25 protein-coding genes are annotated in these 25937 nt (G+C 62.1%); 13 read left to right on the forward strand and 12 right to left on the reverse strand.

Annotated features, from left to right (window positions below; translation table 11 throughout):
• Positions 1–31: 31 nt before the first annotated feature.
• Complete coding sequence (locus NKH29_RS17285; RefSeq protein ID WP_023719565.1) at positions 32–196, reverse strand: hypothetical protein; 165 nt, start codon at positions 194–196, stop codon at positions 32–34.
• Between the two features lie 283 nt (positions 197–479).
• Here NKH29_RS17285 and rimP point away from each other — a divergent pair, with 283 nt between their 5' ends.
• The 10 genes from rimP (at position 480) to NKH29_RS17335 (ending at position 12890) form a co-directional block, all read left to right on the forward strand.
• Positions 480–1112: a ribosome maturation factor RimP gene (gene rimP / locus NKH29_RS17290; protein WP_023719564.1), complete on the forward strand. Its 633-nt coding sequence runs from the start codon at positions 480–482 to the stop codon at positions 1110–1112.
• Between the two features lie 46 nt (positions 1113–1158).
• Entirely contained in the window at positions 1159–2754 is a 1596-nt protein-coding gene (gene nusA, locus NKH29_RS17295) for a transcription termination factor NusA (RefSeq protein ID WP_023719563.1), read from the forward strand.
• Between the two features lie 38 nt (positions 2755–2792).
• Entirely contained in the window at positions 2793–3443 is a 651-nt protein-coding gene (locus tag NKH29_RS17300) for an RNA-binding protein (RefSeq protein WP_023719562.1), read from the forward strand.
• Positions 3440–6007, forward strand: coding sequence for a translation initiation factor IF-2 (gene infB / locus NKH29_RS17305; RefSeq protein ID WP_023719561.1), 2568 nt, complete (start codon positions 3440–3442; stop codon positions 6005–6007). The genes NKH29_RS17300 and infB overlap by 4 nt, the downstream gene beginning before the upstream one ends.
• A gap of 124 nt (positions 6008–6131) precedes the next feature.
• Positions 6132–6563, forward strand: a complete 432-nt coding sequence (gene rbfA / locus NKH29_RS17310) for a 30S ribosome-binding factor RbfA (protein ID WP_353000187.1) — start codon at positions 6132–6134, stop codon at positions 6561–6563.
• Positions 6563–7522: a tRNA pseudouridine(55) synthase TruB gene (gene truB / locus NKH29_RS17315; protein ID WP_023719559.1), complete on the forward strand. Its 960-nt coding sequence runs from the start codon at positions 6563–6565 to the stop codon at positions 7520–7522. Before rbfA ends, truB begins: the two co-directional genes overlap by 1 nt.
• Positions 7523–7668: 146 nt before the next feature.
• Positions 7669–8763 (forward strand): magnesium/cobalt transporter CorA, encoded by a 1095-nt coding sequence (gene corA / locus NKH29_RS17320; RefSeq protein WP_023719558.1) that lies wholly within the window; start codon positions 7669–7671, stop codon positions 8761–8763.
• Positions 8764–8903: 140 nt separating this feature from the next.
• Complete coding sequence (gene rpsO, locus NKH29_RS17325; RefSeq protein ID WP_280940423.1) at positions 8904–9215, forward strand: 30S ribosomal protein S15; 312 nt, start codon at positions 8904–8906, stop codon at positions 9213–9215.
• 409 nt (positions 9216–9624) lie between these two features.
• Positions 9625–11772: a polyribonucleotide nucleotidyltransferase gene (gene pnp, locus NKH29_RS17330; RefSeq protein ID WP_023719557.1), complete on the forward strand. Its 2148-nt coding sequence runs from the start codon at positions 9625–9627 to the stop codon at positions 11770–11772.
• 104 nt (positions 11773–11876) lie between these two features.
• Positions 11877–12890: a class I SAM-dependent methyltransferase gene (locus tag NKH29_RS17335; protein WP_352483235.1), complete on the forward strand. Its 1014-nt coding sequence runs from the start codon at positions 11877–11879 to the stop codon at positions 12888–12890.
• Positions 12891–12926: 36 nt separating this feature from the next.
• On the opposite strand, the gene fabI is transcribed toward NKH29_RS17335, so the two are convergent.
• The 3 genes from fabI to fabA form a co-directional block, all read right to left on the reverse strand.
• Complete coding sequence (gene fabI, locus NKH29_RS17340) at positions 12927–13739, reverse strand: enoyl-ACP reductase FabI (protein ID WP_023719555.1); 813 nt, start codon at positions 13737–13739, stop codon at positions 12927–12929.
• A 13-nt stretch (positions 13740–13752) separates the two neighbouring features.
• The gene (gene fabB / locus NKH29_RS17345; RefSeq protein WP_023719554.1) at positions 13753–14973 is read right to left on the reverse strand and encodes a beta-ketoacyl-ACP synthase I; all 1221 of its coding nucleotides are present in this window, start codon (positions 14971–14973) and stop codon (positions 13753–13755) included.
• Between the two features lie 121 nt (positions 14974–15094).
• Positions 15095–15613, reverse strand: a complete 519-nt coding sequence (gene fabA, locus NKH29_RS17350) for a 3-hydroxyacyl-[acyl-carrier-protein] dehydratase FabA (protein WP_352483234.1) — start codon at positions 15611–15613, stop codon at positions 15095–15097.
• 240 nt (positions 15614–15853) lie between these two features.
• On the opposite strand from fabA, the gene irrA reads away from it, so the two are divergent.
• Positions 15854–16285: an iron response transcriptional regulator IrrA gene (gene irrA, locus NKH29_RS17355; RefSeq protein ID WP_023676913.1), complete on the forward strand. Its 432-nt coding sequence runs from the start codon at positions 15854–15856 to the stop codon at positions 16283–16285.
• A 10-nt stretch (positions 16286–16295) separates the two neighbouring features.
• Positions 16296–16655: a DUF4260 domain-containing protein gene (locus tag NKH29_RS17360; protein ID WP_023719552.1), complete on the forward strand. Its 360-nt coding sequence runs from the start codon at positions 16296–16298 to the stop codon at positions 16653–16655.
• A gap of 82 nt (positions 16656–16737) precedes the next feature.
• On the opposite strand, the gene NKH29_RS17365 is transcribed toward NKH29_RS17360, so the two are convergent.
• Complete coding sequence (locus NKH29_RS17365; protein ID WP_023719551.1) at positions 16738–17295, reverse strand: SH3 domain-containing protein; 558 nt, start codon at positions 17293–17295, stop codon at positions 16738–16740.
• A gap of 157 nt (positions 17296–17452) precedes the next feature.
• Between NKH29_RS17365 and NKH29_RS17370 the strand changes: the two genes are divergently transcribed.
• The gene (locus NKH29_RS17370) at positions 17453–18454 is read left to right on the forward strand and encodes a 2-hydroxyacid dehydrogenase (RefSeq protein WP_352470076.1); all 1002 of its coding nucleotides are present in this window, start codon (positions 17453–17455) and stop codon (positions 18452–18454) included.
• 64 nt (positions 18455–18518) lie between these two features.
• Here the strand turns inward: NKH29_RS17370 and NKH29_RS17375 are convergent, their stop codons facing one another.
• From NKH29_RS17375 to NKH29_RS17405, 7 genes are all read right to left on the reverse strand, one after another.
• Complete coding sequence (locus NKH29_RS17375) at positions 18519–19007, reverse strand: GNAT family N-acetyltransferase (RefSeq protein ID WP_352641446.1); 489 nt, start codon at positions 19005–19007, stop codon at positions 18519–18521.
• Positions 19004–19765, reverse strand: coding sequence for a molybdopterin-synthase adenylyltransferase MoeB (locus NKH29_RS17380; protein ID WP_352641448.1), 762 nt, complete (start codon positions 19763–19765; stop codon positions 19004–19006). Before NKH29_RS17380 ends, NKH29_RS17375 begins: the two co-directional genes overlap by 4 nt.
• 76 nt (positions 19766–19841) lie before the next feature.
• Complete coding sequence (recF, locus tag NKH29_RS17385) at positions 19842–20990, reverse strand: DNA replication/repair protein RecF (RefSeq protein WP_352483231.1); 1149 nt, start codon at positions 20988–20990, stop codon at positions 19842–19844.
• Positions 20991–21015: 25 nt separating this feature from the next.
• On the reverse strand, positions 21016–22134 hold the full coding sequence (gene dnaN / locus NKH29_RS17390) for a DNA polymerase III subunit beta (protein ID WP_023719546.1): 1119 nt from the start codon (positions 22132–22134) through the stop codon (positions 21016–21018).
• Between the two features lie 199 nt (positions 22135–22333).
• Positions 22334–23881 (reverse strand): chromosomal replication initiator protein DnaA, encoded by a 1548-nt coding sequence (gene dnaA / locus NKH29_RS17395; protein WP_031194174.1) that lies wholly within the window; start codon positions 23879–23881, stop codon positions 22334–22336.
• A gap of 838 nt (positions 23882–24719) precedes the next feature.
• Positions 24720–24986, reverse strand: a complete 267-nt coding sequence (gene rpsT / locus NKH29_RS17400; protein ID WP_023676922.1) for a 30S ribosomal protein S20 — start codon at positions 24984–24986, stop codon at positions 24720–24722.
• Positions 24987–25146: 160 nt separating this feature from the next.
• A complete protein-coding gene (locus NKH29_RS17405; RefSeq protein WP_023719544.1) occupies positions 25147–25920 on the reverse strand; it encodes an enoyl-CoA hydratase in 774 nt (257 codons plus the stop codon).
• Positions 25921–25937: the final 17 nt, after the last annotated feature.

Raw genomic sequence — 25937 nt, forward strand, 5'->3', positions numbered from 1 at the left:
GAGCGGCCGAAGGCTCTCCTGTTCACTTGGCTTAGAAGCGGCGGATTTTATCGAAGGCTGCCGGCTCCATGCCCAGATTGCGCAGATCATTCGCACGCGGCTTGCGACCGTTTTCCACAGCACGCGACGCTGCTACGGCGCTGCCAAACACGCTAAAAAAGTCGCCTATGGCTGAAAAAAATCCACGATTGTTCATGATCGGATCCTTCCGAGCGTAGTGAGCGCTCCAATTGTGCAATGCAACATAGATAGTCGTGCGTTGCCGGTGCTCAAAGGAGGATTACTGCATGGGCGCCATGCATTTGGCGCAGCGCTGCGGACTCGGAGCCTTGCCGTCATGCACGACGGGCTTGAAACGACGGCCACGATCGTCTATATCAGCTTCAAATTCTTGGTCGGTATGACGAAGAGTGGGTCCACCCGGTCCCGCTCTTTTTTATTACCTGGCGGCCAAGCAGGAATCGAACGACAGGGACCGAATGACAGTGACGGCAAGCGAAGGCGACGACCGCATCATCCGCGAAAGCGGCATCGATGCGCGCATCGCGCTGATCGTTCAGCCGGTACTGCGCGCCATCGGTTTCCGCTTGGTACGTGTGCATCTGTCGGGCCAGAACGGGCTGACGCTGCAGATCATGGCCGAGCGCGAGGACGGCACGATGACTGTCGAGGATTGTGAAGAGGTCAGCCGGGCAGTATCGCCGGCGCTCGATGTCGATGATCCGATCGAGAAGGCTTATCATCTCGAAGTGTCGTCGCCGGGCATCGACAGGCCGCTGGTCCGCAAATCGGACTTTGCAGCCTGGACCGGCCATCTGGTGAAGATGGAAACGTCGGTTCTCGTCGCCGACCGCAAGCGCTTCAAGGGCAAGATCGCCGAAAGCGACGCGGACGGTGTGCTGATCGAGCGCGACAAGGCCGCTTACGGCGAGGAGCCGACGGTGCGTGTTCCCTACGATGCGATTGCCGAAGCGCGGCTGGTTCTGACCGATGATCTTATCCGCGATGCGCTGTCGAAGGATAACCGGGCGCGCAAGGAAGCCAGAAAACGCCGCGGCGAACCCGAAGACGCACCAGAGGGTGCGGAAGACGAAACCGAACAGGAAATGTGATTGGGCTGCCGGCCGTAAGGTCGGCAACAAGCTCGGGAGAAAGAAGATGGTTGTAAGCGCCAACAGGCTTGAACTGCTGCAGATCGCCGATGCGGTCGCGCGTGAAAAGTCGATCGACAAGTCGATCGTCATCGCCGCTATGGCCGATGCGATCCAGAAGGCCGCGCGCTCGCGCTACGGCCAGGAAACCAATATCCGGGCCGATATCAATCCGAATACCGGCGAGATGAAGCTGCAGCGGCTGATGGAAGTGGTCGAGAAGGTCGACGACTACGCGACGCAGATTGCCATTTCCTCGGCGCGCGAGCGCAATCCGGACGCCCAGCTCGGCGATTTCATCGCCGAACAGCTGCCGCCGATGGATTTCGGCCGCATCGCCGCCCAGTCGGCCAAGCAGGTCATCGTGCAGAAGGTGCGCGAGGCCGAGCGCGACCGGCAATATGACGAGTACAAGGACCGTATCGGCGAGATCGTCAACGGCACCGTCAAGCGTGTCGAATACGGCAACGTCATCGTCGATCTCGGCCGCGGCGAGGCGATTATCCGCCGGGACGAGCTGATCCCGCGCGAAAACTATAAATATGGCGATCGCGTCCGCGCCTACGTCTATGACGTGCGCCGCGAACAACGCGGCCCGCAGATATTCCTGTCGCGCACCCATCCGCAGTTCATGGCGAAACTGTTCACCATGGAAGTGCCGGAAATCTACGACGGTATCATCGAGATCAAGTCGGTCGCCCGCGATCCGGGTTCGCGCGCCAAGATCGCTGTCATCTCCCGTGACAGCTCCATCGATCCGGTCGGTGCCTGCGTCGGCATGCGCGGCAGCCGCGTCCAGGCGGTCGTCGGCGAATTGCAGGGCGAGAAGATCGACATCATTCCGTGGTCGCCCTCGGCCGCGTCCTTCATCGTCAATGCATTGCAGCCGGCGGAAGTCGCCAAGGTCGTGCTCGACGAGGATGCCGAGCGCATCGAGGTCGTCGTCCCCGACGACCAGCTGTCGCTGGCCATCGGTCGCCGCGGCCAGAACGTCCGTCTTGCCTCGCAGCTCACCGGCTGGGATATCGACATCCTGACCGAGCAGGAAGAGAGCGAACGGCGCCAGAAGGAATTCGTTGAACGGTCGTCGCTGTTCATGGAAGCCCTCGACGTCGACGAGATGGTCGGCCAGGTGCTCGCTTCCGAAGGCTTCACCAGCGTCGAGGAGGTCGCGTATGTCGATTCCGGCGAAATCGCGTCGATCGACGGCTTCGACGAGGACACGGCTTCGGAGATCCAGACCCGCGCCCGCGAATATCTGGAGAAGATCGAAGCCGAGCATGACGAGAAGCGCAAGGCGCTCGGCGTTAAGGACGAGCTGCGCGAGATTCCTGGCATCACCACCGCCATGATGGTGACGCTTGGCGAGGACGGCGTGAAGACGATCGAGGATTTCGCCGGCTACGCCGCCGACGACCTGACCGGCTGGAAGGAACGCAAGGACGGCGAGACGAAGGTATTCCCGGGTGTGCTCGCCAACCACGGCGTGTCGCGCGCCGATGCCGAGCAAATGGTCTTGGCCGCTCGCCTGAAGGCTGGCTGGATCACCGAAGACGAGCTTGCCGCCGAGGGCGTGCCGGCTGACGAAACCGTCGGTGCGTGAGGTGAAACCGCATCGCACCGAACCCGCCCTTGGACGAGATGAACGATCGCACCTGCATCGTCACCCGCAGGCAAGCCGAACCGGATGAGCTGATCCGTTTCGTCGTCGGCCCGGATTCGGCCGTCGTTCCGGACATCAAGAGAAACCTGCCCGGCCGCGGTTGCTGGGTGACCGCCGACCGCCTACATATAGACAAGGCAGCGGCGAAAAACCTGTTTGCCCGTGCTTTTAAGGCGCAGGTGACCGTGCCAGCCGATCTTGGCGGCATGGTCGACGCGCTGCTTTCCAGGTCCGCTCTGGGCATGCTTGGCCTGGCCCGCAAGGCGGGCGCCATAGCGCTCGGAGCGACCAAGGTCGAGAGCGCCGTGCGCGGCGGACTTGCACTTTTCGTGCTCCACGCGACCGAGGCTTCCGACGATGGCGTCCGCAAGATAAGCCAGGCGCGACGGGCAACCGTCCACCTCGGCGGGCCTGCGATCCGCGCTTACAAACTTTTCTCCGAGGCCGAGTTGAGCTTGGCATTGGGGGGTACAAATGTGATACATGCTGCCGTTCTCGCGGGAGACGCGGGCAGGGCGGTCCAGAAGCGCATGGTTGCGCTCGACCGATATCGGGGCGGTTCCCCGGACGATCTGGCAATGCTTGCGGCCGTTGCTGACGAAGATGATGCCGCAGAGGATATGGAATGAGCGATACGAAATCGGGCGACGACAAGACGCTGAGTGTTACGCCGAAGAAGACCTTGACGCTGAAGCGCCCCGGTATGGAACAGGGCACGGTGCGCCAGAACTTCTCGCACGGCCGCACCAAATCGGTGGTTGTCGAGACCAAGAAGCGCAAGTTCTCGCTGCCCGGCGACAAGCCGGAGCCGGCGGCAGCGCCTGTGTCCGTCTTCACGCCGAAGCCGGTCGCGGCAGCGCCTGCCGTGCAGGAAGCCCCCAAGGCGCCGCCGCCTCCGCCGCCGGTCGAACGCGGCGGCATGGTGCTGAACGAGTTGTCGCGCCAGGAAATGGAAGCACGCCGCCGGGCTCTCGAGGGCTCGAAGGTCCGTGACGTCGAGGATCGCCAACGCGCCATCGAGGAGGCCAAGCGCCGCAGCGAGGACGAGGAGCGCCGCCGCCGCGAGCGCGAGGAATCGGCTCGCCGTCAGGCCGAGGAAGAGGCACGGCTGCAAGCCGAGGCTGAATCCCGCCGCCGTGCCGAGGAAGAGGCACGCCGCCGTGCGCCGCTGGCCGCCGAACTGGCGACAGTCGATGACGAGGAAGAGGTCAAGCCGAAGCGGACCGGTGCCGGCGCACCAGTGCGCCGTCTGGTCACGCCCGAAGTGGCGCGTCCGGCCAAACCGACCAAGGGCGAGGAAGACCGCCGCCGCGGCAAGCTGACGCTGAATTCGGCGCTTTCCGACGAGGATGCGCGCGCCCGCTCGCTGTCGTCGATGCGCCGCCGTCAGGAGAAATTCAAGCGCGCGTTGCATAATGAGCCACGCGAGAAAGTCATGCGTGAAGTGATCCTGCCCGAAACCATCACCATCCAGGAGCTGGCGCAGCGCATGTCCGAGCGCGCTGTCGACGTGGTCAAGTTCTTCATGAAGCAGGGCCAGATCCTGAAGCCTGGCGACGTCATCGACGCCGACACGGCCGAACTCGTCGCGACCGAATTTGGCCACACGGTCCGCCGCGTCGCCGAGTCCGACATCGAAGAGGGCTTGTTCAACATCGCCGATCGTCCCGAGGACCTGCAGCCGCGTCCGCCGGTGGTAACCATCATGGGCCATGTCGATCACGGCAAGACCTCGTTGCTCGATGCCATCCGAAATGCCAACGTGGTGTCCGGCGAAGCCGGTGGCATTACGCAGCATATCGGCGCCTATCAGGTCGAGAAGAACGGTAACAAGATTACCTTCATCGACACGCCCGGCCACGCCGCCTTCACGGCGATGCGTGCCCGCGGTGCCCAGGCGACCGATATCGCCATCCTGGTGGTGGCGGCCGACGACAGCGTGATGCCGCAGACGATCGAATCGATCAACCACGCCAAGGCGGCCGGCGTTCCGATCATCGTGGCGATCAACAAGATCGACAAGCACGACGCCGACCCGCAGAAGGTGCGCTCGGAACTGCTGCGCCATGAGGTGTTCGTCGAATCCATGGGCGGCGAGGTGCTGGATGTCGAGGTGTCGGCGACCAAGGGCATCAATCTCGACAAGTTGCTCGAAGCGATCCTGCTGCAGGCCGAAATCCTCGACCTGAAGGCCAATCCGGACCGCACCGCCGAAGGCGTTGTCATCGAAGCCCAGCTCGACAAGGGCCGCGGCCCAGTCGCAACCGTGCTGGTGCAGACCGGCACGCTGATGCCGGGCGACATTCTCGTCGCCGGCAACGAGTGGGGCCGGGTGCGCGCGCTGGTCAACGATCGCGGCGATCAGGTCAAGGAAGCGCCGCCGGCAATGCCGGTGGAAGTCCTCGGTCTGCAAGGTACGCCGCTGGCCGGCGACCGCTTCGCCGTTGTCAACAACGAAGCCCGCGCCCGCGAGATCACCGAATATCGCCAACGTCTGGCGCGCGAGAAGGCGGTGGCCAGGCATGCCGGCCAGCGCGGCTCGCTTGAACAGATGATGTCGCAATTGCAGACCAGCGGATTGAAGGAATTCCCGCTGGTCATCAAGGGCGACGTGCAGGGCTCGATCGAGGCGATCAACGCGGCGCTCGACAATCTCGGCACCGACGAGGTGCGCGCCCGCATCGTCCATGCGGGCGCCGGCGGCATCACCGAAAGCGACGTGTCGCTGGCGGAGACCTCGGGGGCTGCGATCATCGGCTTCAACGTTCGTGCCAATGTGCAGGCGCGTGCGGCCGCGGCTGCGGCAGGCATCGAGATCCGCTACTATTCGATCATCTACAATCTCGTCGATGACGTTAAGGCGGCGCTCTCCGGCCTGCTATCACCGGAGCGTCGCGAGACCTTCATCGGCAATGCCGAGATCCTCGAGATCTTCGACATCACCAAGGTCGGCAAGATCGCCGGCTGCCGTGTCACCGAAGGCAAGGTCGAGCGTGGTGCGGGCGTGCGCCTGATCCGCGACAACGTCGTCATCCACGAAGGCACGCTGAAGACCCTGAAGCGCTTCAAGGACGAGGTTTCGGAAGTTCCGGGCGGTCAGGAATGCGGCATGGCCTTCCAGAACTACGAGGACATGCGCGTCGGTGACGTCATCGAGTGCTTCCGCGTCGAGATGGTAACCAGGACGCTCTGAGTTCGAGCGTCTTGAGTTCGAGCATCTATTGAGACCGGGCGGTGGTCGAAAGGCCGCCGCCCAAACCATATGAGACATGCGGCGCGGTTCCATCCCGCGCTTCACGATTTCAGGACCGAGGAAAATGCCCCGTTCGACCCCGTCAGGCCCATCCCAGCGCATGCTGCGCGTCGGCGAGCAGGTGCGCCATGCGCTATCCGAAATCTTGCAGCGCGGCGAGATCCTCGATCCGCTGATCGAGAACACAGTGGTCTCGGTCTCCGAAGTGCGCATGTCGCCCGATCTGAAGATCGCCACCGCCTTCGTCTCGCCGCTCGGCGCCAAGGATGCCGGTGCGGTGGTCGAAGCGCTCAACAAGCATGCCAAGTTCGTCCGCGGCCGCGTCTCCGGCGCGCTGCGGCAGATGAAGTACATGCCGGAATTCCGCTTCCGGCTCGATACCAGCTACGATAATTTCCAGAAGATCAACGAATTGCTGCACTCGCCCGAAGTGGCGCGCGATCTCAGCGCCGACGACAAAGACAAAGACAAAGACGACCGGAAGGACAGCGAATAGTGGCGCGTCGCGGCAAGAAGAAGGGCCGGCCGATCTCGGGCTGGCTGGTACTGGACAAGCCGGTCGGCATGGGCTCGACCGAAGCCGTCTCCAAGATCAAATGGCTGTTCCTGGCGGAAAAGGCCGGCCATGCCGGCACGCTCGACCCGCTGGCGTCGGGCATGCTGCCGATCGCGCTTGGCGAGGCGACCAAGACCGTGCCTTACGTCCAGGACGGCGCCAAGGTCTACCGCTTCACCGTTGCCTGGGGCGAGGAGCGTTCGACCGACGACCTCGAAGGCGCGGCGACCAAAAGCTCAGACCTCCGTCCGGCGGAATCCGAAGTGCTGGCGCTGCTTTCGAAATATACCGGCGTGATCATGCAGACACCGCCGCAATTCTCAGCGATCAAGATCGCCGGCGAGCGCGCCTACGACCTTGCCCGCGACGGCGAGACGGTCGACATTCCGGCACGCGAGGTCGAGATCGGCCGGCTCGACCTGGTCGAGCACATGGCCGATCGCACCATCTTCGAGGTCGAATGCGGCAAGGGCACCTATGTCCGCTCGCTGGCGCGCGACATGGGGCGCGACCTTGGCTGTTTTGGTCACATCGCCGAGCTGCGGCGGGTCGAGGTCGAGCCGTTCACGCAGGGAGATTTCGTCACCTTGGCCGAGCTGGAGGCCGCCCGCTTCGGCGAACAGAGCGAGGACGCTTCGCAAGCAGCGGACGCGCCGATCGACTTCGGTGCCATCGATGCACTTCTGGTCGACACCGCCGCGGCGCTCGAATGCTTGCCGCAGGTTGCGATCAGCGACGATGCGGCAACCAAAATCCGCCTCGGCAATCCGGTCATCATTCGCGGCCGTGACGCGCCGGTAGAAGCTGAGGAGGCCTGCGCCACCGCGCGCGGCAAGCTGGTCGCCATCGGCGCCATCGAGCAAGGCATGTTCAAGCCAAAGCGGGTCTTTGTCGGGTAACAGCTGTCGCCCGGCGCATGATCTCCAAACCGGATTCTATTTTGGGAAAGGATCATGCGCTAAATCAACAGGGCTACGGCGTCGTTTGTCGTCCGAAAGGATGCGCTGTGCTGTAGTGCCGTTCGACGCTGCACTCGAGGGGGCACATGGCAAAGGCTGACACGGTCAACAAGCGAGCGGCGCTCAAAACACGGCGGCCACCGGTCGGGGCTTCGCCGGGCACGCTGATCGCCGACCCCGCGGCGCGCCGCTCCGAGCTCAGGCTGACATTGATCTCGCCTGAGAAGTTCAAGACGATCGACAATGCCAGCATCGACGACGTCAACACCCATTGCCACAATTGGCCGATCATCTGGCTCGACTGCACAGGCCTCGCCAACATCCAGCTGATCGAGGAGATCGGCGGGATCTTCAACCTGCATCCGCTGGCGCTGGAAGATGTCGTCAACACCGGTCAGCGGCCCAAGGTGGATTTCTTCGAGGACCATGCCTTTGTCGTCGTCAGGATGATCGACGATGTCACCGCCCATCGTTACGAACAGATCGCCGTCTTCTTCGGCAAGAACTTCGTCGTCACCTTCCAGGAGCGCGAAGGCGACCCGTTCGATCCCGTGCGCAAGCGGATCGCGAGCTCGGTGCCCAACCGCTTGCGCTCGCGCGGCGCCGACTATCTCGCCTATGCTTTGATCGACGCCATCGTCGACAGCTATTTCCCGCCGATCGAGGCTGCCGGCGAATTGGTCGACAGCATCGAGGACCAGATGCTGAACCAGGCGCACAAGCACCAGATGCGGCAGCTTCACGAATTGCGGCGCGACGCCAATGTGCTGAAGGGCGTGCTTTGGCCGATGCGCGACGCGCTGGCGACCATGATCCGCAACGACGTCTCTTATGTGAAGGCCGAAACCAAATTATTCCTGAACGACACGCTGGATCATTCGCTGCGATTGATCGAACTGGTCGAAACCCAGCGCGATATGCTGACCGGCCTGATCGAGATGCACCTGTCGCTCAGCCAGGCGCGCACCAACGACGTCATCAGCTATTTGACCATCGTCTCGGTGATCTTCATGCCGCTCACCTTTCTCGTCGGCGTATGGGGTATGAATTTCGACCCCGACACCTCGCCCTGGAACATGCCGGAGCTGAAAGCCTATTACGGCTATCCCCTGTCGCTCGTCTTCATGGCGATTGTTGCGGTCGGGCTCTACGCATACTTCAAATGGAAGAAATGGCTCTGACCATGCGGAAGTGCCCGTTTATGCAGCAAAAAGCCGGCTTGTGAATTGGGCTGGCCTTTTTGTCGGAATTGCACTATATGCGCCGCAGCTTCGCGCTTTGACGCGTTGCTTGCACCGGCCCCTGCTGGACGACATCCCGGCTGAGGGCGTCCCGTTTCCTCAAACAGACAAGGAAAAACACGATGTCGATTACTGCCGAACGCAAGAAGGAATTGATGGGCGAATTCGCAACCGCCAAGGGCGATACCGGGTCTCCGGAAGTCCAGGTGGCCATCCTTTCCGAGCGCATCAAGAACCTGACCGATCATTTCAAGGACCACAAGAAGGATAACCATTCCCGCCGTGGCCTGCTCGCTCTCGTTTCCCAGCGCCGCAGCCTGCTTGATTATCTCAAGCGCAAGGACGACGCGCGCTATCAGACGCTGATCGAGAAGCTCGGTCTGCGCCGTTGACGAATTGACCGGCGGGTTCTTTCGAGAGCCCGCCGGTCGCGCATTGGAGCATCGGATCATCCAAGGCTCCAATGAAGAAAGCAGAGCGCCGCGCACCGGTTTGGATGCGCAAAGGACGCTCTGAAGTTTTAGATTTGCGCAGGATACTTTCCGAAAACCTGGTTTTCGGGTTCACGCGCAAGGCCAGTCGGATCGATTGGCCAACCCGGTTTCGAAACAGCAGAGGGCCACTCGAAACCGCCCATGGACGGTCATGGGGCAGGATTGCAGGACGCTCGTGCGGCAAATGCGCCGAATAGCCGAGCTTCCCGTTGTCTTGCCCGTGGCTGCCCGAGAAAGGAAGCCAAGGGAAAGGGGCATCCGCGCACGCTGAAACGGCGCGGCCCTTTCCGCATACGAAGGACAAGATATGTTCAATTACCACAAAGTGGAAATCGAATGGGGCGGCCGTCCGCTCATTCTCGAAACCGGCAAGATCGCACGTCAGGCTGACGGCGCGGTGCTGGCCACCTATGGCGAAACCAAGGTTCTCGCCACCGTCGTCTCGATGAAAGAGCCGAAGCCCGGCCTCGATTTCTTTCCCCTGACGGTCAACTACCAGGAAAAGACTTACGCCGCCGGCAAGATCCCGGGTGGCTATTTCAAGCGTGAAGGCCGTCCGAGCGAGAAGGAAACGCTGGTTTCCCGCCTGATTGACCGCCCGATCCGCCCGCTCTTCGCCGAAGGCTACAAGAACGACACCCAGATCGTTGTCACCGTCGTCCAGCACGATCTCGAAAATGATCCGGACATCCTGTCGATCGTCGCCACCTCCGCCGCACTGACCTTGTCCGGCGTGCCGTTCATGGGCCCGGTTGGTGGCGCCCGCGTTGGCTACATTAACGGCGAATACGTGCTCAACCCGCATGTCGACGAGATGCAGGAATCGAAGCTCGACCTGGTCGTCGCCGGCACCGCCGACGCCGTGCTGATGGTCGAGTCCGAAGCCAAGGAACTCGGCGAGGATCTGATGCTCGGCGCCGTCATGTTCGGCCACAGGGGCTTCCAGCCGGTGATCGACGCGATCATCAAGCTGGCCGAAGTCGCCGCCAAGGACCCGCGCGATTTCACCGCGCCGGACTATTCCGCGCTTGAAGCCGAGATGCTCAAGATCGTCGAAGGCGAGCTTCGCGATGCCTACAAGATCACCGACAAGCAGAAGCGCTATGCCGCCGTCGACGCCGTCAAGGCGAAGGTCAAGGCCGCGTTTGCGCCGGCAGAAGGCGAAGAGGCCAAATACACGTCCGAACAGATCGGCACCGTGTTCAAGGAACTCCAGGCCAAGGTCGTGCGCTGGAACATCCTCGACACCGGCTCGCGCATCGACGGCCGCGACCTGAAGACGGTCCGCAAGATCGTCTCGGAAGTCGGCGTCCTGCCGCGCACACACGGCTCGGCGCTGTTCACTCGCGGCGAGACCCAGGCGCTGGTCGTCGCCACGCTCGGCACCGGCGAGGACGAGCAGTATGTCGATTCGCTGACCGGCATGTACAAGGAGAAGTTCCTCCTGCACTACAATTTCCCTCCCTATTCGGTCGGTGAAACGGGCCGTATGGGTTCGCCCGGCCGCCGCGAAATCGGCCACGGCAAGCTCGCCTGGCGCGCCATCCGGCCGATGCTGCCGACCGCCGACCAGTTCCCCTATACGTTGCGCGTCGTTTCGGAGATCACCGAGTCCAACGGCTCGTCCTCGATGGCTACCGTCTGCGGCACCTCGCTGGCGCTGATGGATGCCGGTGTGCCGCTGGCCAAGCCGGTCGCCGGCATTGCGATGGGCCTGATCAAGGAAGGCGAGCGCTTCGCCGTGCTCTCCGATATCCTCGGCGACGAGGACCACCTCGGCGACATGGATTTCAAGGTTGCCGGCACCGCCTACGGCATCACCTCGCTGCAGATGGACATCAAGATCGAGGGCATCACCGAGGAGATCATGAAGATCGCCCTCGACCAGGCCAAGGATGGCCGTCAGCACATTCTCGGCGAAATGGCCCATGCGCTGTCCGGCGCGCGTGCCGAGCTCGGCGAGTTCGCGCCGCGCATCGAGGTCATGCACATCCCGACCGACAAGATCCGCGACGTGATCGGCTCGGGCGGCAAGGTCATCCGCGAGATCGTCGAAAAGACCGGCGCCAAGATCAACATCGAGGATGACGGCACGGTCAAGATCGCTTCGGCCAACGCCAAGGAAATCGAGGCGGCGAAGAAGTGGATCCACACCATCGTCGCCGAGCCGGAAGTCGGTGAAATCTACGAAGGCACGGTCGTCAAGACCGCCGACTTCGGCGCTTTCGTCAACTTCTTCGGTCCGCGTGACGGCCTCGTCCACATCTCGCAGCTCGCCAATGATCGCGTCGCCAAGACCTCCGATGTGGTCAAGGAAGGCGACAAGGTCTGGGTCAAGCTGATGGGCTTCGACGAGCGCGGCAAGGTCCGCCTGTCGATGAAGGTCGTCGACCAGGCCACCGGCAAGGAAATCGCCCGCGATAAGAAGAGCGAAGGCGAAGAAAACGCCGCCTAAGCGGGGTTGCGTTCCGTCGAACGCATAAAGCAATCGAAGCGGGCGCGCCGGAAGGTCGCGCCCGTTTGCATTTCAACAACAGCCTTGCAGTTCAAGAGTGGTGAATGTCCGCCGAGCCGCTGAAGACGCTTTTCCATCCTTTCGAGGCCGGGACCGTTTCCCTGCCGCGAAAGGATGAACGTATTCTTTTTCTCGGTGCCGAGCCCGGCTTTCGCTTGCTCGAAGGCTTCGATGCCAAGCTTCATCTGGTCCAAGGCTTCAGGCCGCATTTTCGCGCCTTGCAGGCGTCCGGCTTCACCGTCACGCCGCAAGTGGAAGGCAAGGCTTTCGACGCGGCGCTAGTGCTCGCTGGCCGCCATCGCGGACAAAACGAGTTGCGCGTCGCAGAAGCGATCGAGCACGTGGCATCAGGCGGGTTGATCGTCGTCGCCGGCGGTAAGGACGATGGTATCGCCAGCCTGCGCAAGCATGTCGGCGCCCTTGTGCCGCCCGAAGGCCACCTGCCGAAGCATCACGGCATTGCCTTCTGGTTTCGCCGGCCGGCCGATACCGTCGCCGCGGCAACGCTTCGCGCCGCCAATCCGGACTTGGTGGTCGAGGACCGCTTCCGCACGGCCCCAGGCATGTTTTCGTTCGACAAGATCGATGCCGGATCGAAGCTGCTGGTCGAAAATCTGCCCAACGATCTGCGTGGCAGCGTTGCGGATTTCTGTGCCGGTTGGGGCTATGTCGCCGCCGAAGTCGCCGCCCGCTCACCCGGCATATCGGCGCTTGACCTTTACGAAGCGGATTTCGAGGCGCTGGAGGCGGCGAAGGTCAATGTCGGCAACACAGGCCTGGAGCCACGTTTCTTCTGGATAGATCTTTTGAGCGAGCCGGTCGAGCACCGCTACGATGTGATCGCCATGAACCCGCCCTTTCACCGCAGCCGGGCGACTGAGCCCGAAATCGGTGCCGGCATGATCCGCGCGGCAGGCAAGGCGCTGAAGCCGGGCGGCCGGCTGTTCATGGTGGCGAACCGTCAGCTTCCCTACGAACCGGTGCTGGCGGCCGCCTTCTCCAGCCATGCGGAGCTCGCCCGCGACGGCATGTTCAAGGTCTTCTCGGCGCGACGCTGAAACGCTGCGGGGCAAGCCGGCGACACGTCGCTCGCGCTATTCCCGCCCGCCGTCGGTTTGCTTCAACTCGTCAAGCGTCGGCATGGACACGATGTGATAGCCGGAATCGACATAGTGGATTTCGCCGGTGACGCCGGAGGACAGATCGGACAGCAGATAGAGCGCTGAGCCGCCGACTTCGTCGATTGTCACCGTGCGGCGTAGCGGCGAGTTGCGCTGCTGGTAGGAGAACATGTGGCGTGCGTCGGAAATCCCGGCGCCGGCAAGCGTCCGCACCGGTCCAGCCGATATGCCGTTCACCCTGATGCCGCGCGGGCCGTAGTCGTTGGCTAGATAGCGGACGCTGGCCTCCAGCCCGGCCTTGGCGACGCCCATGACGTTGTAGTTCGGCATGACGCGGACCGAACCGGCATAGGTCAGCGTGATCATCGAACCGCTATCCTTCATCAACGTGGCGGCGTGACGGGCGACCTCGGTGAAGGAGTAGCAGGAGATCACCATGGTGCGGATGAAGTTGTCGCGGCTGGTGTCGGCGTAGAGGCCTTTCAGCTCGTTCTTGTCGGAAAAGCCGATGGCATGGACGACGAAATCCAGCCCGCCCCACGCCTTGCCCAAAGTCTCGAAAGTCGCGGCGACCGATGCGCTGTCCTCGACGTCGCAAGGTACCACCAGCGATGCGCCCAGTTTCTCGGCGAGCGGCTTGACGCGGCGCCCGAAGGCCTCACCCTGATAGGTGAAGGCGAGATCCGCGCCATGTTCGGACAGTTTGCGGGCGATGCCCCAGGCGATCGAATGATCGTTGGCGACGCCCATGACAAGCCCGCGCTTGCCCTTCATCAATCCGTCCATGGTCGGCAAATCCTTATGCGGAATAGCGCTGGAAAATCAGCGTAGCGTTGGTGCCACCGAAACCGAACGAATTGGACAAAACGGTGTCGATCCTGGCTTCGTCGATGCGCTTGCGCACGATCGGCATGCCTTCGAATTCCGGATCGAGGTTGTCAATGTGGGCGCTCTCGCCGATAAAGCCGCCTTGCATCATCAGGATCGAGTAGATCGATTCCTGCACGCCGGCCGCACCCAGCGAATGACCGGTCAGCGATTTGGTCGACGTGATGAAAGGCATCTTCTCGCCGAACACCTCGCGGATGGCGCCCATTTCCTTGGAGTCGCCGACCGGCGTCGAAGTGCCGTGCGTATTAATATAGTCGACCGGCGAGGACACCGTTGCGAGCGCCTGCTTCATGCAGCGAGCCGCGCCTTCGCCCGACGGCGCCACCATGTCGTAGCCGTCGGAGGTGGCGCCATAGCCGACGATCTCGGCATAGATCTTGGCGCCGCGTGCCTTGGCATGCTCGAGCTCTTCAAGAATCAGCACGCCGGCGCCGCCGGCAATGACGAAACCGTCGCGATCGACGTCGTAGGCGCGCGAGGCGACTGATGCCCTGTCGTTGAACTTGGACGACATGGCGCCCATGGCATCGAACAGATCCGACATCGTCCAGTCGAGATCCTCATGACCGCCGGCGAAGACGATGTCCTGCTTCCCCCACTGGATCAGCTCGTAGCCATTGCCGATGCAATGCGCTGACGTCGAGCAGGCCGATGAGATCGAATAGTTGACGCCGTGGATCTTGAACCAAGTGGCAAGCGTCGCTGAAGCGGTCGACGACATCGCTTTTGGCACCGCGAACGGGCCGATCCGCTTGGGGCTGCCGTTTTTGATCGTCGTCTCGGCCGCTTCGACGATTGCACGGGTCGACGGTCCGCCGGAGCCCATTACGATGCCGGTGCGCTCGTTGGTGATGTCGGTCTCGTCGAGGCCGGCGTCTGCGATCGCCTGGTCCATCGCGACATGGTTCCAAGCAGCACCTTGCGACAGGAAGCGCATGGCGCGACGGTCGATCATTCCCGACGGATCCAGCGTCGGCGCTCCCCACACCCGGCAACGGAAGCCATGCTCGGCGAAAGAGTCGGAAAAGCTGATGCCGGACCTGGCATCATGCAAGGAGGCCTGCACCTCGTTGGCATTGTTGCCGATCGACGACACGATGCCGAGACCTGTGACTACGACCCGTCTCATTCGCAACTCCTTCCAGCACGGACCTCCGAAACCTGATTAAGTTTCCGGAACGGAACCATGCGCAAATTAAAGTGCTACAGCGTCCTTTAGATGTCCAAGACGTGGCACTGTTGGTCTTCGCTCAGCCGGCGGCCGATTGCTTGGACAGACCGACCTTCAGATCCGTTGCCGCATATATGGGCTCGCCATCTGCCTTCAGCCAGCCATCGGCGATGCCAAGCACAAGCCGACCGCGCATCACTCGCTTGAAGTCGACGCCATACTCCACCTTCTTGACCGAAGGCGTGACCATGCCTTTGAATCTCACCTCACCTGTCGACAGCGCCATTCCCTTGCCTGGTTCGCCGAGCCATCCAAGGTAGAAACCCGTCAACTGCCACATGGCGTCCAGGCCCAGGCATCCCGGCATGATCGGATTGCCGATGAAATGGCAGGCGAAAAACCACAAATCCGGCTTGATATCGAATTCTGCGCGGATGAAACCCTTGTCGAACGCACCGCCGGTTTCGCTGATCTCGGTGATGCGGTCGAACATCAGCATCGGCGGATAGGGCAGTTGCGCATTTCCCGGTCCGAACAGCTCGCCGCGGGCGCAGGCAAGCAATTCCTCGTAACCGTAGCTGGATTTCGAACCCGCCATCAATCTCGTCCCCGTGATCGTCCCGGGCGATAGGCGCCCATGCTGGTGGTTTCCTAACACAATCTGTTTCAGGCCGGAAACCGGCGTTTGCGCTTAACCTGCCCGTCTGCCCGGGTCAATGCGCGCTATTGATCGCATTCGGCCGACAGAATATATGTCAGGACACGTCCAATTTCGGCAGATGCTCTATTTCTGCCATTTTGGACGTGTCTGAGACGGAACTGTGGGCGCGACGGATAGATGGATCTGGGTTGCCGGAAGGATAATGTCGCTGTGGACAAGCGGGTTCGCGAAGCCGGTCTGAGGCCGACACGCCAGCGTATCGCGCTGGCCGATCTGCTTTTCGCCAAGGGCGACCGCCACCTTTCGGCCGAGGAACTGCACGAGGAAGCGCTTGCCGCCGGCGTGCCGGTGTCTCTGGCCACCGTCTACAATGCTCTGCACCAGTTCACCCAGGCTGGCCTTTTGCGCATCCTTGCCGTCGAGGGATCGAAGACCTATTTCGACACCAACACCTCCGATCACCATCATTTCTATATCGAGGGCGAAAACAGGATCTTCGATATCGACAGCGGCCCGGTGACGGTTTCCAACCTGCCGGAACCGCCGGAAGGCATGGAGATCGCCAATGTCGATATCGTGGTGAGACTGCGTCCGAAACGCTGCGACTGACCGGCGCCTTATGAATTTCCTGGATTTGACGCTCCGGCTCGAATGGGTCGCCGTCGCGGTGGCGGCTCTTGTCTTCTATGCAATGGCCGGTGCTTCCTGGTGGCTATTTGCAGTGCTCGTCCTGGCGCCCGACCTGTCGATCCTGGGTTACATGGCCGGGCCGCGCGTCGGGGCCGTCGCCTACAACACCTTGCACATACTGGTCTTGCCCGTTCTGCTGGCGCTTTTCGGCAGCGTCTTTGACAATGCATTGGCGACATCCGTTGCGCTGATCTGGATCGCCCACATCGCCATCGACCGCGCCCTGGGCTATGGCTTGAAGCTGTCGAGCAGTTTCCAGGATACCCATCTCGGCCGCATCGGCGGCTAGATCATCCCCGAATTGAAGAACAGCGAAACAAAATGCCGGATCCGGTGCTTGCAGCGCTGGCCTGACCTCCGGTTCGGAAGCGTCAGTTCTTGACCTTTTCGCCGGGATAGGCGCCCCAGACGAGCGACTGGGCGAGCCAGCCGGTATGGCCGTCGAAGGTCATTTCGCACCATTGGCCATCGCAGGACTTGATCGTGCCCATCACCCCCGGTTCGAGGATCGCGATGACGCTTGCATCTTTTGCCGGGTCGTCGAGGAGGTTGATGCGGGCGTCCTTGCCGCGCTGCCAGGGGGCGACGATCGCCGTGCGGCGGCCCGAAAGCAGCGACTGATTGATCCAGCCTTCCGAGCCGTCGGCATCGCGCACGCGGCGCCATGTATCGAACTCCTGGATGATCTCCATCGGCAGGCCTGGTTTCATGTACATCCAATCGACGGAATAGTTGACGCCCGGCCCGACGCGCGAGTTGACGCGGCCGGATTTCAGGCTGACGAAGCGCGGCAGCGGCAAGCCGCTTGGTCCGAGCGTGACGCTCTGGGCGGGGGCCGCGGCACTTTGCGCCATCACCAGTGGGCTATGGATGAGAGCGCCGAGGAATGCTGCACTGAGGGTCAGGCGGAGCGACGCGAAACCAGACACTTTCGTTCCTTTCGGCGCCGGCCCATCGGCCTTCGCGCCCCTTTTTCTTTGTCTTCGGCGGAACCACTTGTTACATGGATGACCGGTACCGCGATCGGCTCTCAGTTTCGCCGTTCTTGGTTAAAGAGGTCTCAACGAGATCGGGTTCGAGGAAACAATGGCAGGCAAAAAGAAGCCCCTCGTCGTCATCACGCGCAAGTTGCCCGACCCGGTCGAGACCCGCATGCGCGAGTTGTTCGACGCCCGGTTGAATGTCGAGGACAGGCCGATGACGCAGCCGGAACTAGTGGCGGCGGTCAAGGAGGCTGACGTGCTGGTGCCGACCGTGACCGATAATATCGACGCGGCGCTGATTGCCCAAGCCGGCGACAACCTCAAGCTGATCGCCAATTTCGGCAATGGCGTCGACAAGATCGACGTTGCGGCAGCGGCCAAGAAAGGCATCACCGTCACCAATACGCCGAACGTGCTGACCGAAGATACGGCCGACATGACCATGGCGCTGATGCTGGCCGTGCCGCGACGGCTGGCCGAAGGCGCCAACGTGCTGACCGGGGACAAGAAATGGGCGGGCTGGTCGCCGACCTGGATGCTCGGCCGTCGCATCTGGGGCAAACGGCTCGGCATTGTCGGCATGGGTCGCATCGGCACCGCCGTCGCCAGGCGCGCCAAGGCCTTTGGCCTCTCGATCCACTACCACAACCGCCACCGCGTGCTGCCGGCAATCGAGGACGAGTTGGAAGCCACATATTGGGAAAGCCTCGACCAGATGCTTGCCCGTATGGACATTATCTCGGTCAATTGCCCATCGACACCGGCAACCTTCCACCTGCTTTCGGCGCGGCGGCTGGCGCTTCTGCAACCGTCCGCTTACATAGTCAACACCGCGCGCGGCGATATCATCGATGAGGAATCGCTGGTCAAGCTCATCCATGACGGCAAGATCGCCGGCGCCGGCCTCGACGTCTACGAGCACGAGCCGGCGCTGAACAGCAAGCTTCTGAAGCTCGCCCACAAAGGCAAGGTCGTGCTGTTGCCGCATATGGGCTCGGCGACGCTCGAAGGCCGCATCGATATGGGTGAGAAGGTGATCATCAACATCCGCGCCTTCTTCGATGGCCATCGTCCGCCCGACCGCGTGCTGCCGCTGCGGGCGTGACCTGCCATCATGCCGGCATGGCCTTGCCGCGGCAGCCACTCGTTCGTCTTTGGATAGTGTTGGCTTACGAAAGCACCTTGCGCATGGTGATTGAGGTCGGCCGGTCGTAGCCCTTGTGCGCTGTCCGTTCGGTTTCGCGAAAGCCGAGTCGGGCGAAGGCAGTGTGGTTTCCGGTCAGTTCGACCCGGGTCTGGAGCTCGATGGCGGCCCGGTTGTGGCTACGGGCAAGATCTTCGACAGCCTGCATCAGCCGCTTTCCGATGCCTTGGCCCTGAAGAGTCGGCACAACCGCGAGCTTTCCAATATAGAGGTCGTCTGCGCGCTTCACGACGAAGACGCAACCGACGATCTCGTTTTCCTTCAGCGCCAGGAATCCAGTCTCCTCCAGCGCTCTAGCCCTAAGATTTTCGACAGTGAGCCGATGCGCCGAGGACGGCGGATCAATAACGCCTTCCATGAAGGCGAAGGCGCGCATGACCAGTGCCAAGACCTCGTCCCAACGGTCGAAATCGGCCGCAAGCTGCACAATGGAAACGTCGGCAGGCAGGCTCACCGGTGAGTCCGCTTGTAGCGGATCGTGTCGAAGCGTGCCGCCAGTGCATCGTAGAGCAGCAGTCGCCCGACCAGCGGCTCGCCAATCCCGGTGATCAGCTTGATCGCTTCCATGGCTTGCAGCGTGCCGATGACCCCCGTCAGCGCACCGACAATGCCGGCCACCGCGCAGGACGGCACCAGTCCCGGCGGCGGCGCTTCGGGAAAAAGATCGCGGTAGCTTGGGTTCAACGTGCCGTCCGGACCGGTTTCGAACGGCTTCAGCACCGTCACCGAGCCGTCGAAGCGGCCAACGGCGGCATGGACGAGCGGCCGGCTTTCGGCGGCGCAGGCGTCGGCCACGGCGTAGCGCGTCTCGAAATTGTCGGAGCCGTCAACGACGATGTCATAATCGGCGATGAGGGCAGGGGCGTTGTCCGCGGTCAGCCTGAAATTGTGCTCTTCCACGACGACGTTTGGATTGATGCGGATGATCGCCGCCTTGGCGCTGTCGGTTTTCGCCATGCCGACATCGCCCGTGGCGTGGATCACTTGTCGTTGCAGGTTGGAAAGCGAAACGATGTCGTCGTCGACGATACCGAGTGTGCCAATCCCTGCGGCGGCGAGATATTCGAGCACCGGCGCTCCCAACCCGCCGGCGCCGATGACCAGCACCCGCGCCCGCTTTAGCCGCTGCTGGCCGGCGCCGCCGATTTCGGGCAGCACGATGTGGCGGGCGTAGCGTTCGAGCTCTTCGTCGGTGAGGGCGGCTGTGATCATCGCCGGACCATATAACGGAGGAAAAAACTTGTCAGGCGTCAATGCATGCGGCTCAGAAATGCGTCATGGACGAAGTTCAGATGGTCGGCCTGACCTTGCCGTGATCGACGATCAGGAACTGCGCGCGTCCCTTGAGGCTGTCAAACAACGCGGCATCGGTCCCGGTCATGAAAGCCTGGCAGTTCAGTTCCTCCAGGATCGAGAACAAGGCCGCGCGCCGGCCGCCGTCGAGGTGGGCGGCGATCTCGTCGAGCAGCAGGATCGGCGTCATGCCCGACATCTCGCCGGTTAGCCGTGCATGCGACAAGACAATGCCGACCAGCAGCGCCTTCTGCTCGCCGGTCGAGCAGAGTTCGGCCGGCATTGCCTTGGGCCGGTGGCGCACCACGAGATCGGAACGGTGCGGGCCGTCGAGCGTGCGTCCGGCGGTGCGGTCACGGTCGCGCCCTTGGGCAAGCGCACGACGGAACCGTTCCTCGACGTCGACGGCCGGCGAAATGCCGACTTCGCCTTCCAGTTCCCCCGAGATGCCGATGTCGGCTTGCGGAAACGGTCCGTCGCCGGGCAGACGGTCGATCATGGCGGCGAGCAGGCGCACCAGTTCGGCACGCGCCGCGGCAATTGCCACGCCGGTCTCCGCCATTTGCATCTCGATGGCATCGAACCAGGCACCGTCGCGCGAACCGTCGGCGAGCAGCCTGTTGCGGCCGCGCATTGCCTTTTCGTAGTCAAGCGCGCGCTGGCCGTGGCCGGGGTCGATCGCCAGCACCAGTCGGTCGAGGAAGCGCCGACGGTCGGCGGCTGGCCCGGGGAACAGGCCGTCCATGGCCGGTGTCAGCCAGACCACGCGCAGCCATTCCAGCATGTCTTCGGCTGAGCGCGCCGCCGCGCCGTTGATCCGCACCCGCCTGCCGCCTTCGCTGTCGCTGCCTGCAATCCCGGTACCGATCTCGACCTGGCCGTCCGGCCCGTCAAGCCGGGCATGCAGCGCAAAGCCACCGTCGCCGCCTTCGCGCGCCACCTCGGCATAGGGTGCGCGGCGCAGGCCGCGGCCTGGCGTGAGCAGCGAGATCGCTTCAAGCAGATTGGTCTTGCCGGCGCCATTGTCGCCGGAGAAAACCACAGCGCCGGGATCAAGGTCGATTGCCAACGCCGCATAATTGCGGAAATTCGTAAGTGTAAGCTTACTTATGTAAGTCTGCCGTGGGTTTGCAAATCTGGTCACGACAGCAGATGGCCTCGTTCGGGCCCTACACCCGCATCGGCATCAACACGTAGAGCGCGGTCTCGTCGGCCATGTCGTGGATCAGTGTCGGGGATCCGGCATCCGCCAGCATGAACTTCGCCTCCGTGCCGGTCAGTTGCGCGGCAACGTCGAGCAGGTATTTGGCGTTGAAGCCGATTTCGATCGGATCGGACGAATAGTCGGCTGCCAGTTCTTCGGTGGCGCTGCCTGAATCCGGATTGTTGACTGCAAGCGTGACCTGGCCTTCGGCGATCGAAAGCTTTACAGCCCGGCCGCGTTCGGACGAAATGGTCGAAACGCGATCGACGGCAGCGGCGAAACTCTGACGATCGATGATCAGCTTCTTGTCGTTGCCGGTCGGAATGACGCGCTGGTAGTCCGGGAAAGTGCCGTCGATCAGCTTGGAGGTCAAGATGACGCTGCCGATGGTGAAACGGATCTTGGTGTCCGACAGCTCGGTGGTCACCGCAATGTCGGGGTCGTCGACCAGCTTCTGCAACTCGCTGACCGTCTTTCGCGGGATGATGACGCCAGGCATGCCCTCGGAGCCCGCTGGTGCGTCGATCTCGGCGCGCGCCAGCCGATGGCCGTCGGTCGCGACCGAGCGCAGCTTCAGCTTGCCGCCAGCCTCGTGCGTGTGCAGATAGATGCCGTTCAGATAATAGCGCGTCTCCTCGGTCGAGATGGCGAACTGGGTCTTCTCGATGAGGCCCTTTAGCCCGAGGGAATCGAGCCGGAAAATATGCGAGAACGACCCGGCTGAAAGCTCGGGAAAGTCGGACTGCGGCAGGCACTGCAGGCGGAAGCTCGAGCGCCCCGACGTCACCGTCATGGCGTTGCCGTCTTCGTCGGTCTTCAGCGCCACCTCCGCGCCGTCGGCAAGCTTGCGCACGATGTCGTAGAGCAGATGCGCCGGAACCGTCGTCGCCCCGCCACGCTCGACCTTTGCCGGCGTTGCTTCGGTCACCTCCAGGTCGAGGTCGGTCGCCTTCATTTCAAGGCTGGCCCCCTCGGCGCTGAGCAGCACGTTCGACAGGATCGGAATGGTGTTGCGCCGCTCGACCACGCGGTGAACATGGTTGAGCGACTTCAGGAGATTTGACCGTTCCAGGATAACACGCATGACGAAACAGGCTCGCTTGAATGAATGAACGGGTCTCCGGCAAGCGGCGCCCCGCGAAAGGTCTGAACAGGCTCAGAATCTGCGTAAACTGACAGGAAAAACCCGGCAAACGCAAGCCCGCGCCACCGGTTCGGGCCGGCTGCACGGGCTTTCTGGGGATAAAAAGGCCGAAGTCCGCGAGCCGGCGTTTTTCGCGCCGTCAGGCCTGGTCGTTGATCAGCCTTCTCAGCAATTCGAGTTCCTGCGCCAGTGTGTTGTCGACGCCTGAAAGATCCTCGATCTTGCGCACGGCATGCAGCACCGTCGTATGGTCACGGCCGCCGAAACGCCGCCCGATCTCCGGCAGCGAGCGCGGCGTCATCACCTTCGACAGGTACATGGCGACCTGCCGTGGCTTGACGATGGTGCGTGTGCGCCGGTTGGACAGAAGTTCAGTTTTCGACACGTTGTAATGGCGTGCGACGATGCGCTGAATGTCCTCGATACGCACCCGCTTCGGCTCGCCGGAACGATAGATGTGGCCAAGGATCTCGTCGATGCGGTCGATGGTGATCTGCGGTTCGAAGGATTGGCGAAACAAAAGCTGGTTGAAGGCACCTTCGAGCTCGCGCCCGCTGCCGGTCACCGTGCGGGCAACGTGATTGAGGATCTCTTCGGAAATATCGAGCGACACATCGTCGAGCTTGGCGGTGGCAAGCCTGAGCTTGAGCATACCGATGCGCATGGCGAAATCCGGGGCCGACATTTCCAGCGCGACGCCGCCGTTGAGGCGCGAGCGGACGCGCGGCTCCAGCGACTCCAATTCCGACGGCGGCCGGTCGGCAGCGACCACCACTTGCTTGGCGCTGTCGAGCAGCATGTTGATCAAATGGCAGAATTCATGCTGGATCGACTTGCCCTGCAGGAACTGCATGTCGTCGATGATGAGAAGGTCGATGTCGCGAAGCTGTTCTTTCAGCGTCAGTGCGTTGTTGTCGCGAATCGCGGTGGCGAACCGCCACATGAAATATTCAGCCGTCAGATAGACGACCCGCGATTTCGGGTTCTGCTTCAGCGATTCTGCGGCGATCGCCTGCAACAGATGCGTCTTGCCCAGCCCAACCGTCGCGTGAAGAAAGAGCGGATTGAAGCGCACCGCGCTCGACTGTGATTCCGCGACCGCCTTGGCAGCGGCAAAAGCCACTCGGTTCGATGGTCCCTCGATGAAGGAGGTGAAAGTGTAGCGTGGATCGAGCGGCGAACCGAGCACATTGTGCCGGAACTCTGTCTCTGCCGGCATTCCTGGGCGGGGTGCCGGGACCCGCTCGACCCTGCTGGGGCTCGCCGTGCCCGCAGAGAGAGCGGTTTGCGTCTGCCTGGTCATCTTGCGTGCCGGGGCCACTTCCGGCTCGACGCTGTTGCGGCCCTGGCGTGTGGCGGTGCGAACGACGATCTCGATCTTGAGGATCTCCGGATCCTCGTGCTTCCACAACTCGGCGATGAGATCGAGATAGTGGCCGTTGATCCATGAACGCAGGAATGCGGTTGGCACCGAGATGCGGACAATGCCCTTGGAGGATTCAGCGACCTTCATGCGCCCGAACCAGCTCGAATAGACCTCGGTTCCCAGACGCGCCTTCAGCTGGGCCTTGACCCGATCGAACTTCTGTTCAGCTTCATTGGAAGCCGCCATGTCGTTCCTTCCGATTAACGTTCCAGGAAATGGGAGGTCGCCCGTAAGCTCCCTTTCGATGCCGCCGCTCTGCATGATCGAGTTCCTTGTCTCTTGTACCTGTTTTCCGCCGGGGATGCGCCTCCTGCATCCATGTTTCCGGCGACCGTGTCTTCGCTGCGACACCATCGCCACCGCCGGCTGATGAATCGCCTCGTTATCGGTCCGGCGCCGAAGTGCCGATCCGCCTTGGTCATGTCAGGGCAATAAAATGCCGTCCGGCGAAAAACGCCGGCGCACCGTCGACCTGCCATGTACAATTACGCCAGTCCCCTACCGTATCAAAAAGACAAACCAACCCTGTCCGCGGAGTTGAATCCGCGTTGTAAACTCTGCCAATTTGAGCTGGCCGGTTTCAGGCTGGTCAAGGGCCAAGGGCCCGTCCCTTCGATGGACAGACATTACCGAAATCGCTGTGGATAGGGCAAGGCCACCCCTAACGGATTTTTAAGGAATCTGACTAGCAAGGGACGGTTCGGACGCCATGCCGCAACAGTTGATTTTGACAAAGCCATTGTGATTCAAACCCTTTTCCGGCGAATATGAAAAAGGCCACACAACGCGAAATTTTCTGAAATAATTCACTTGACAGCCAATTGTCGCCTATCGACCGCAGCCGATGTGAACAAGCTGTGGATCACCATCTGTAAACTGCTGAAAAGAAACGGTAATCTGTGACGCTCGGAAATTTTCGCATTGGCGGTTTCGAAGGCTGCGAATATCAGCGGGCATGTATATGCCGGCAAAGCATTTCGAACTTTGAAATGCACGCGGAGCGCCGTTTTGCGGGCTTTCTTTTAAGTACTTGCCGGCAAACGAAAAAACCCGGCGCGATCGGCCGGGTTTGAAGAAGCGCAGTTCAGGAAAAGGTATATTAGGCCGACAGCACCTTGACCCGTTGGGCCAGCCGCGACACCTTGCGCGATGCAGTGTTCTTGTGCACCACGCCCTTGGTCGCGGCCCGCATCAATTCCGGCTCGGCCACCTTGAAGGCAGCCTGTGCGGCCGCCTTGTCGCCAGCCGCGAGCGCCTCTTCGACCTGGCGGATGTAGGTCCGGACGCGGGAGCGACGGTTCTTGTTGATCGCTGCGCGACGGGCGATCTTGCGCGTTGCCTTTTTGGCCGAGGAGGTATTGGCCATGGTGCCTCTCTTCTGATCTGGTGGGCGCTTGCGGGATACCGCGGGGCGCAAAAAACAAACGGGCAGCCACAGGGCCGCCTCGGTTGGTGCGGCTTATAGTTCAGCTTTTCCGGCGCGTCAACGCTGCGGCGCTTTCTTTTTGGCCGGTGCCTTCGTCATCTCATCGGTTCGTGAAATTCGGCTTCCGCTTGCCGGTGAAGGCCGCCATGCCTTCCTTCTGGTCGTCCAGCGCAAACAGCGAATGAAACAGCCGGCGCTCGAACCGCAGGCCCTCGGTGAGCGTCGTCTCATAGGCGCGGTTGACGGCCTCCTTCGCCATCATCACCGATGGCAAGGAAAAACCGGCGATCTTGGCCGCTGCCTTAAGCGCTTCCTCGATCAACTCGCCGGCTGGCACGACGCGCGAGACCAGGCCGGAACGCTCGGCCTCGGCTGCGTCCATCATTCGCCCCGTCAGGCACATATCCATCGCCTTCGACTTGCCGACGAAGCGGGTCAGGCGCTGCGATCCGCCCATGCCGGGCATGACACCCAGCGTGATCTCGGGTTGGCCAAACTTGGCGGTATCGGCGGCGATGATGAAATCGCACATCATCGCCAGTTCGCAGCCGCCGCCCAGAGCGTAGCCCGCCACCGCCGCGATGATCGGCTTTCGTGCCCGCGTAAATTCCTCCCAGCCGACGAAGAAATCCTGCAGATAGGCATCCACATAGGAGATCGACTGCATTTCCTTGATATCGGCACCTGCGGCGAAAGCCTTTTCCGAACCAGTGATGACCATAGCGCCGATGTCGGCATTTGCGCCCATGCTGTTCACCGACGCAACCAGTTCCGCCAGCACTTGTGAATTCAGCGCATTGAGCGCTTGCGGCCGGTTCAGCGTAATCAGCCCGACCTTGCCGCGGGTCTCGACGATGATGGTTTCATAGCCCATGCTTGCTCCTCCTCGCT

The organism is Mesorhizobium sp. M1295, from assembly GCF_040318135.1.
Classification (GTDB): Bacteria; Pseudomonadota; Alphaproteobacteria; order Rhizobiales; family Rhizobiaceae; genus Mesorhizobium.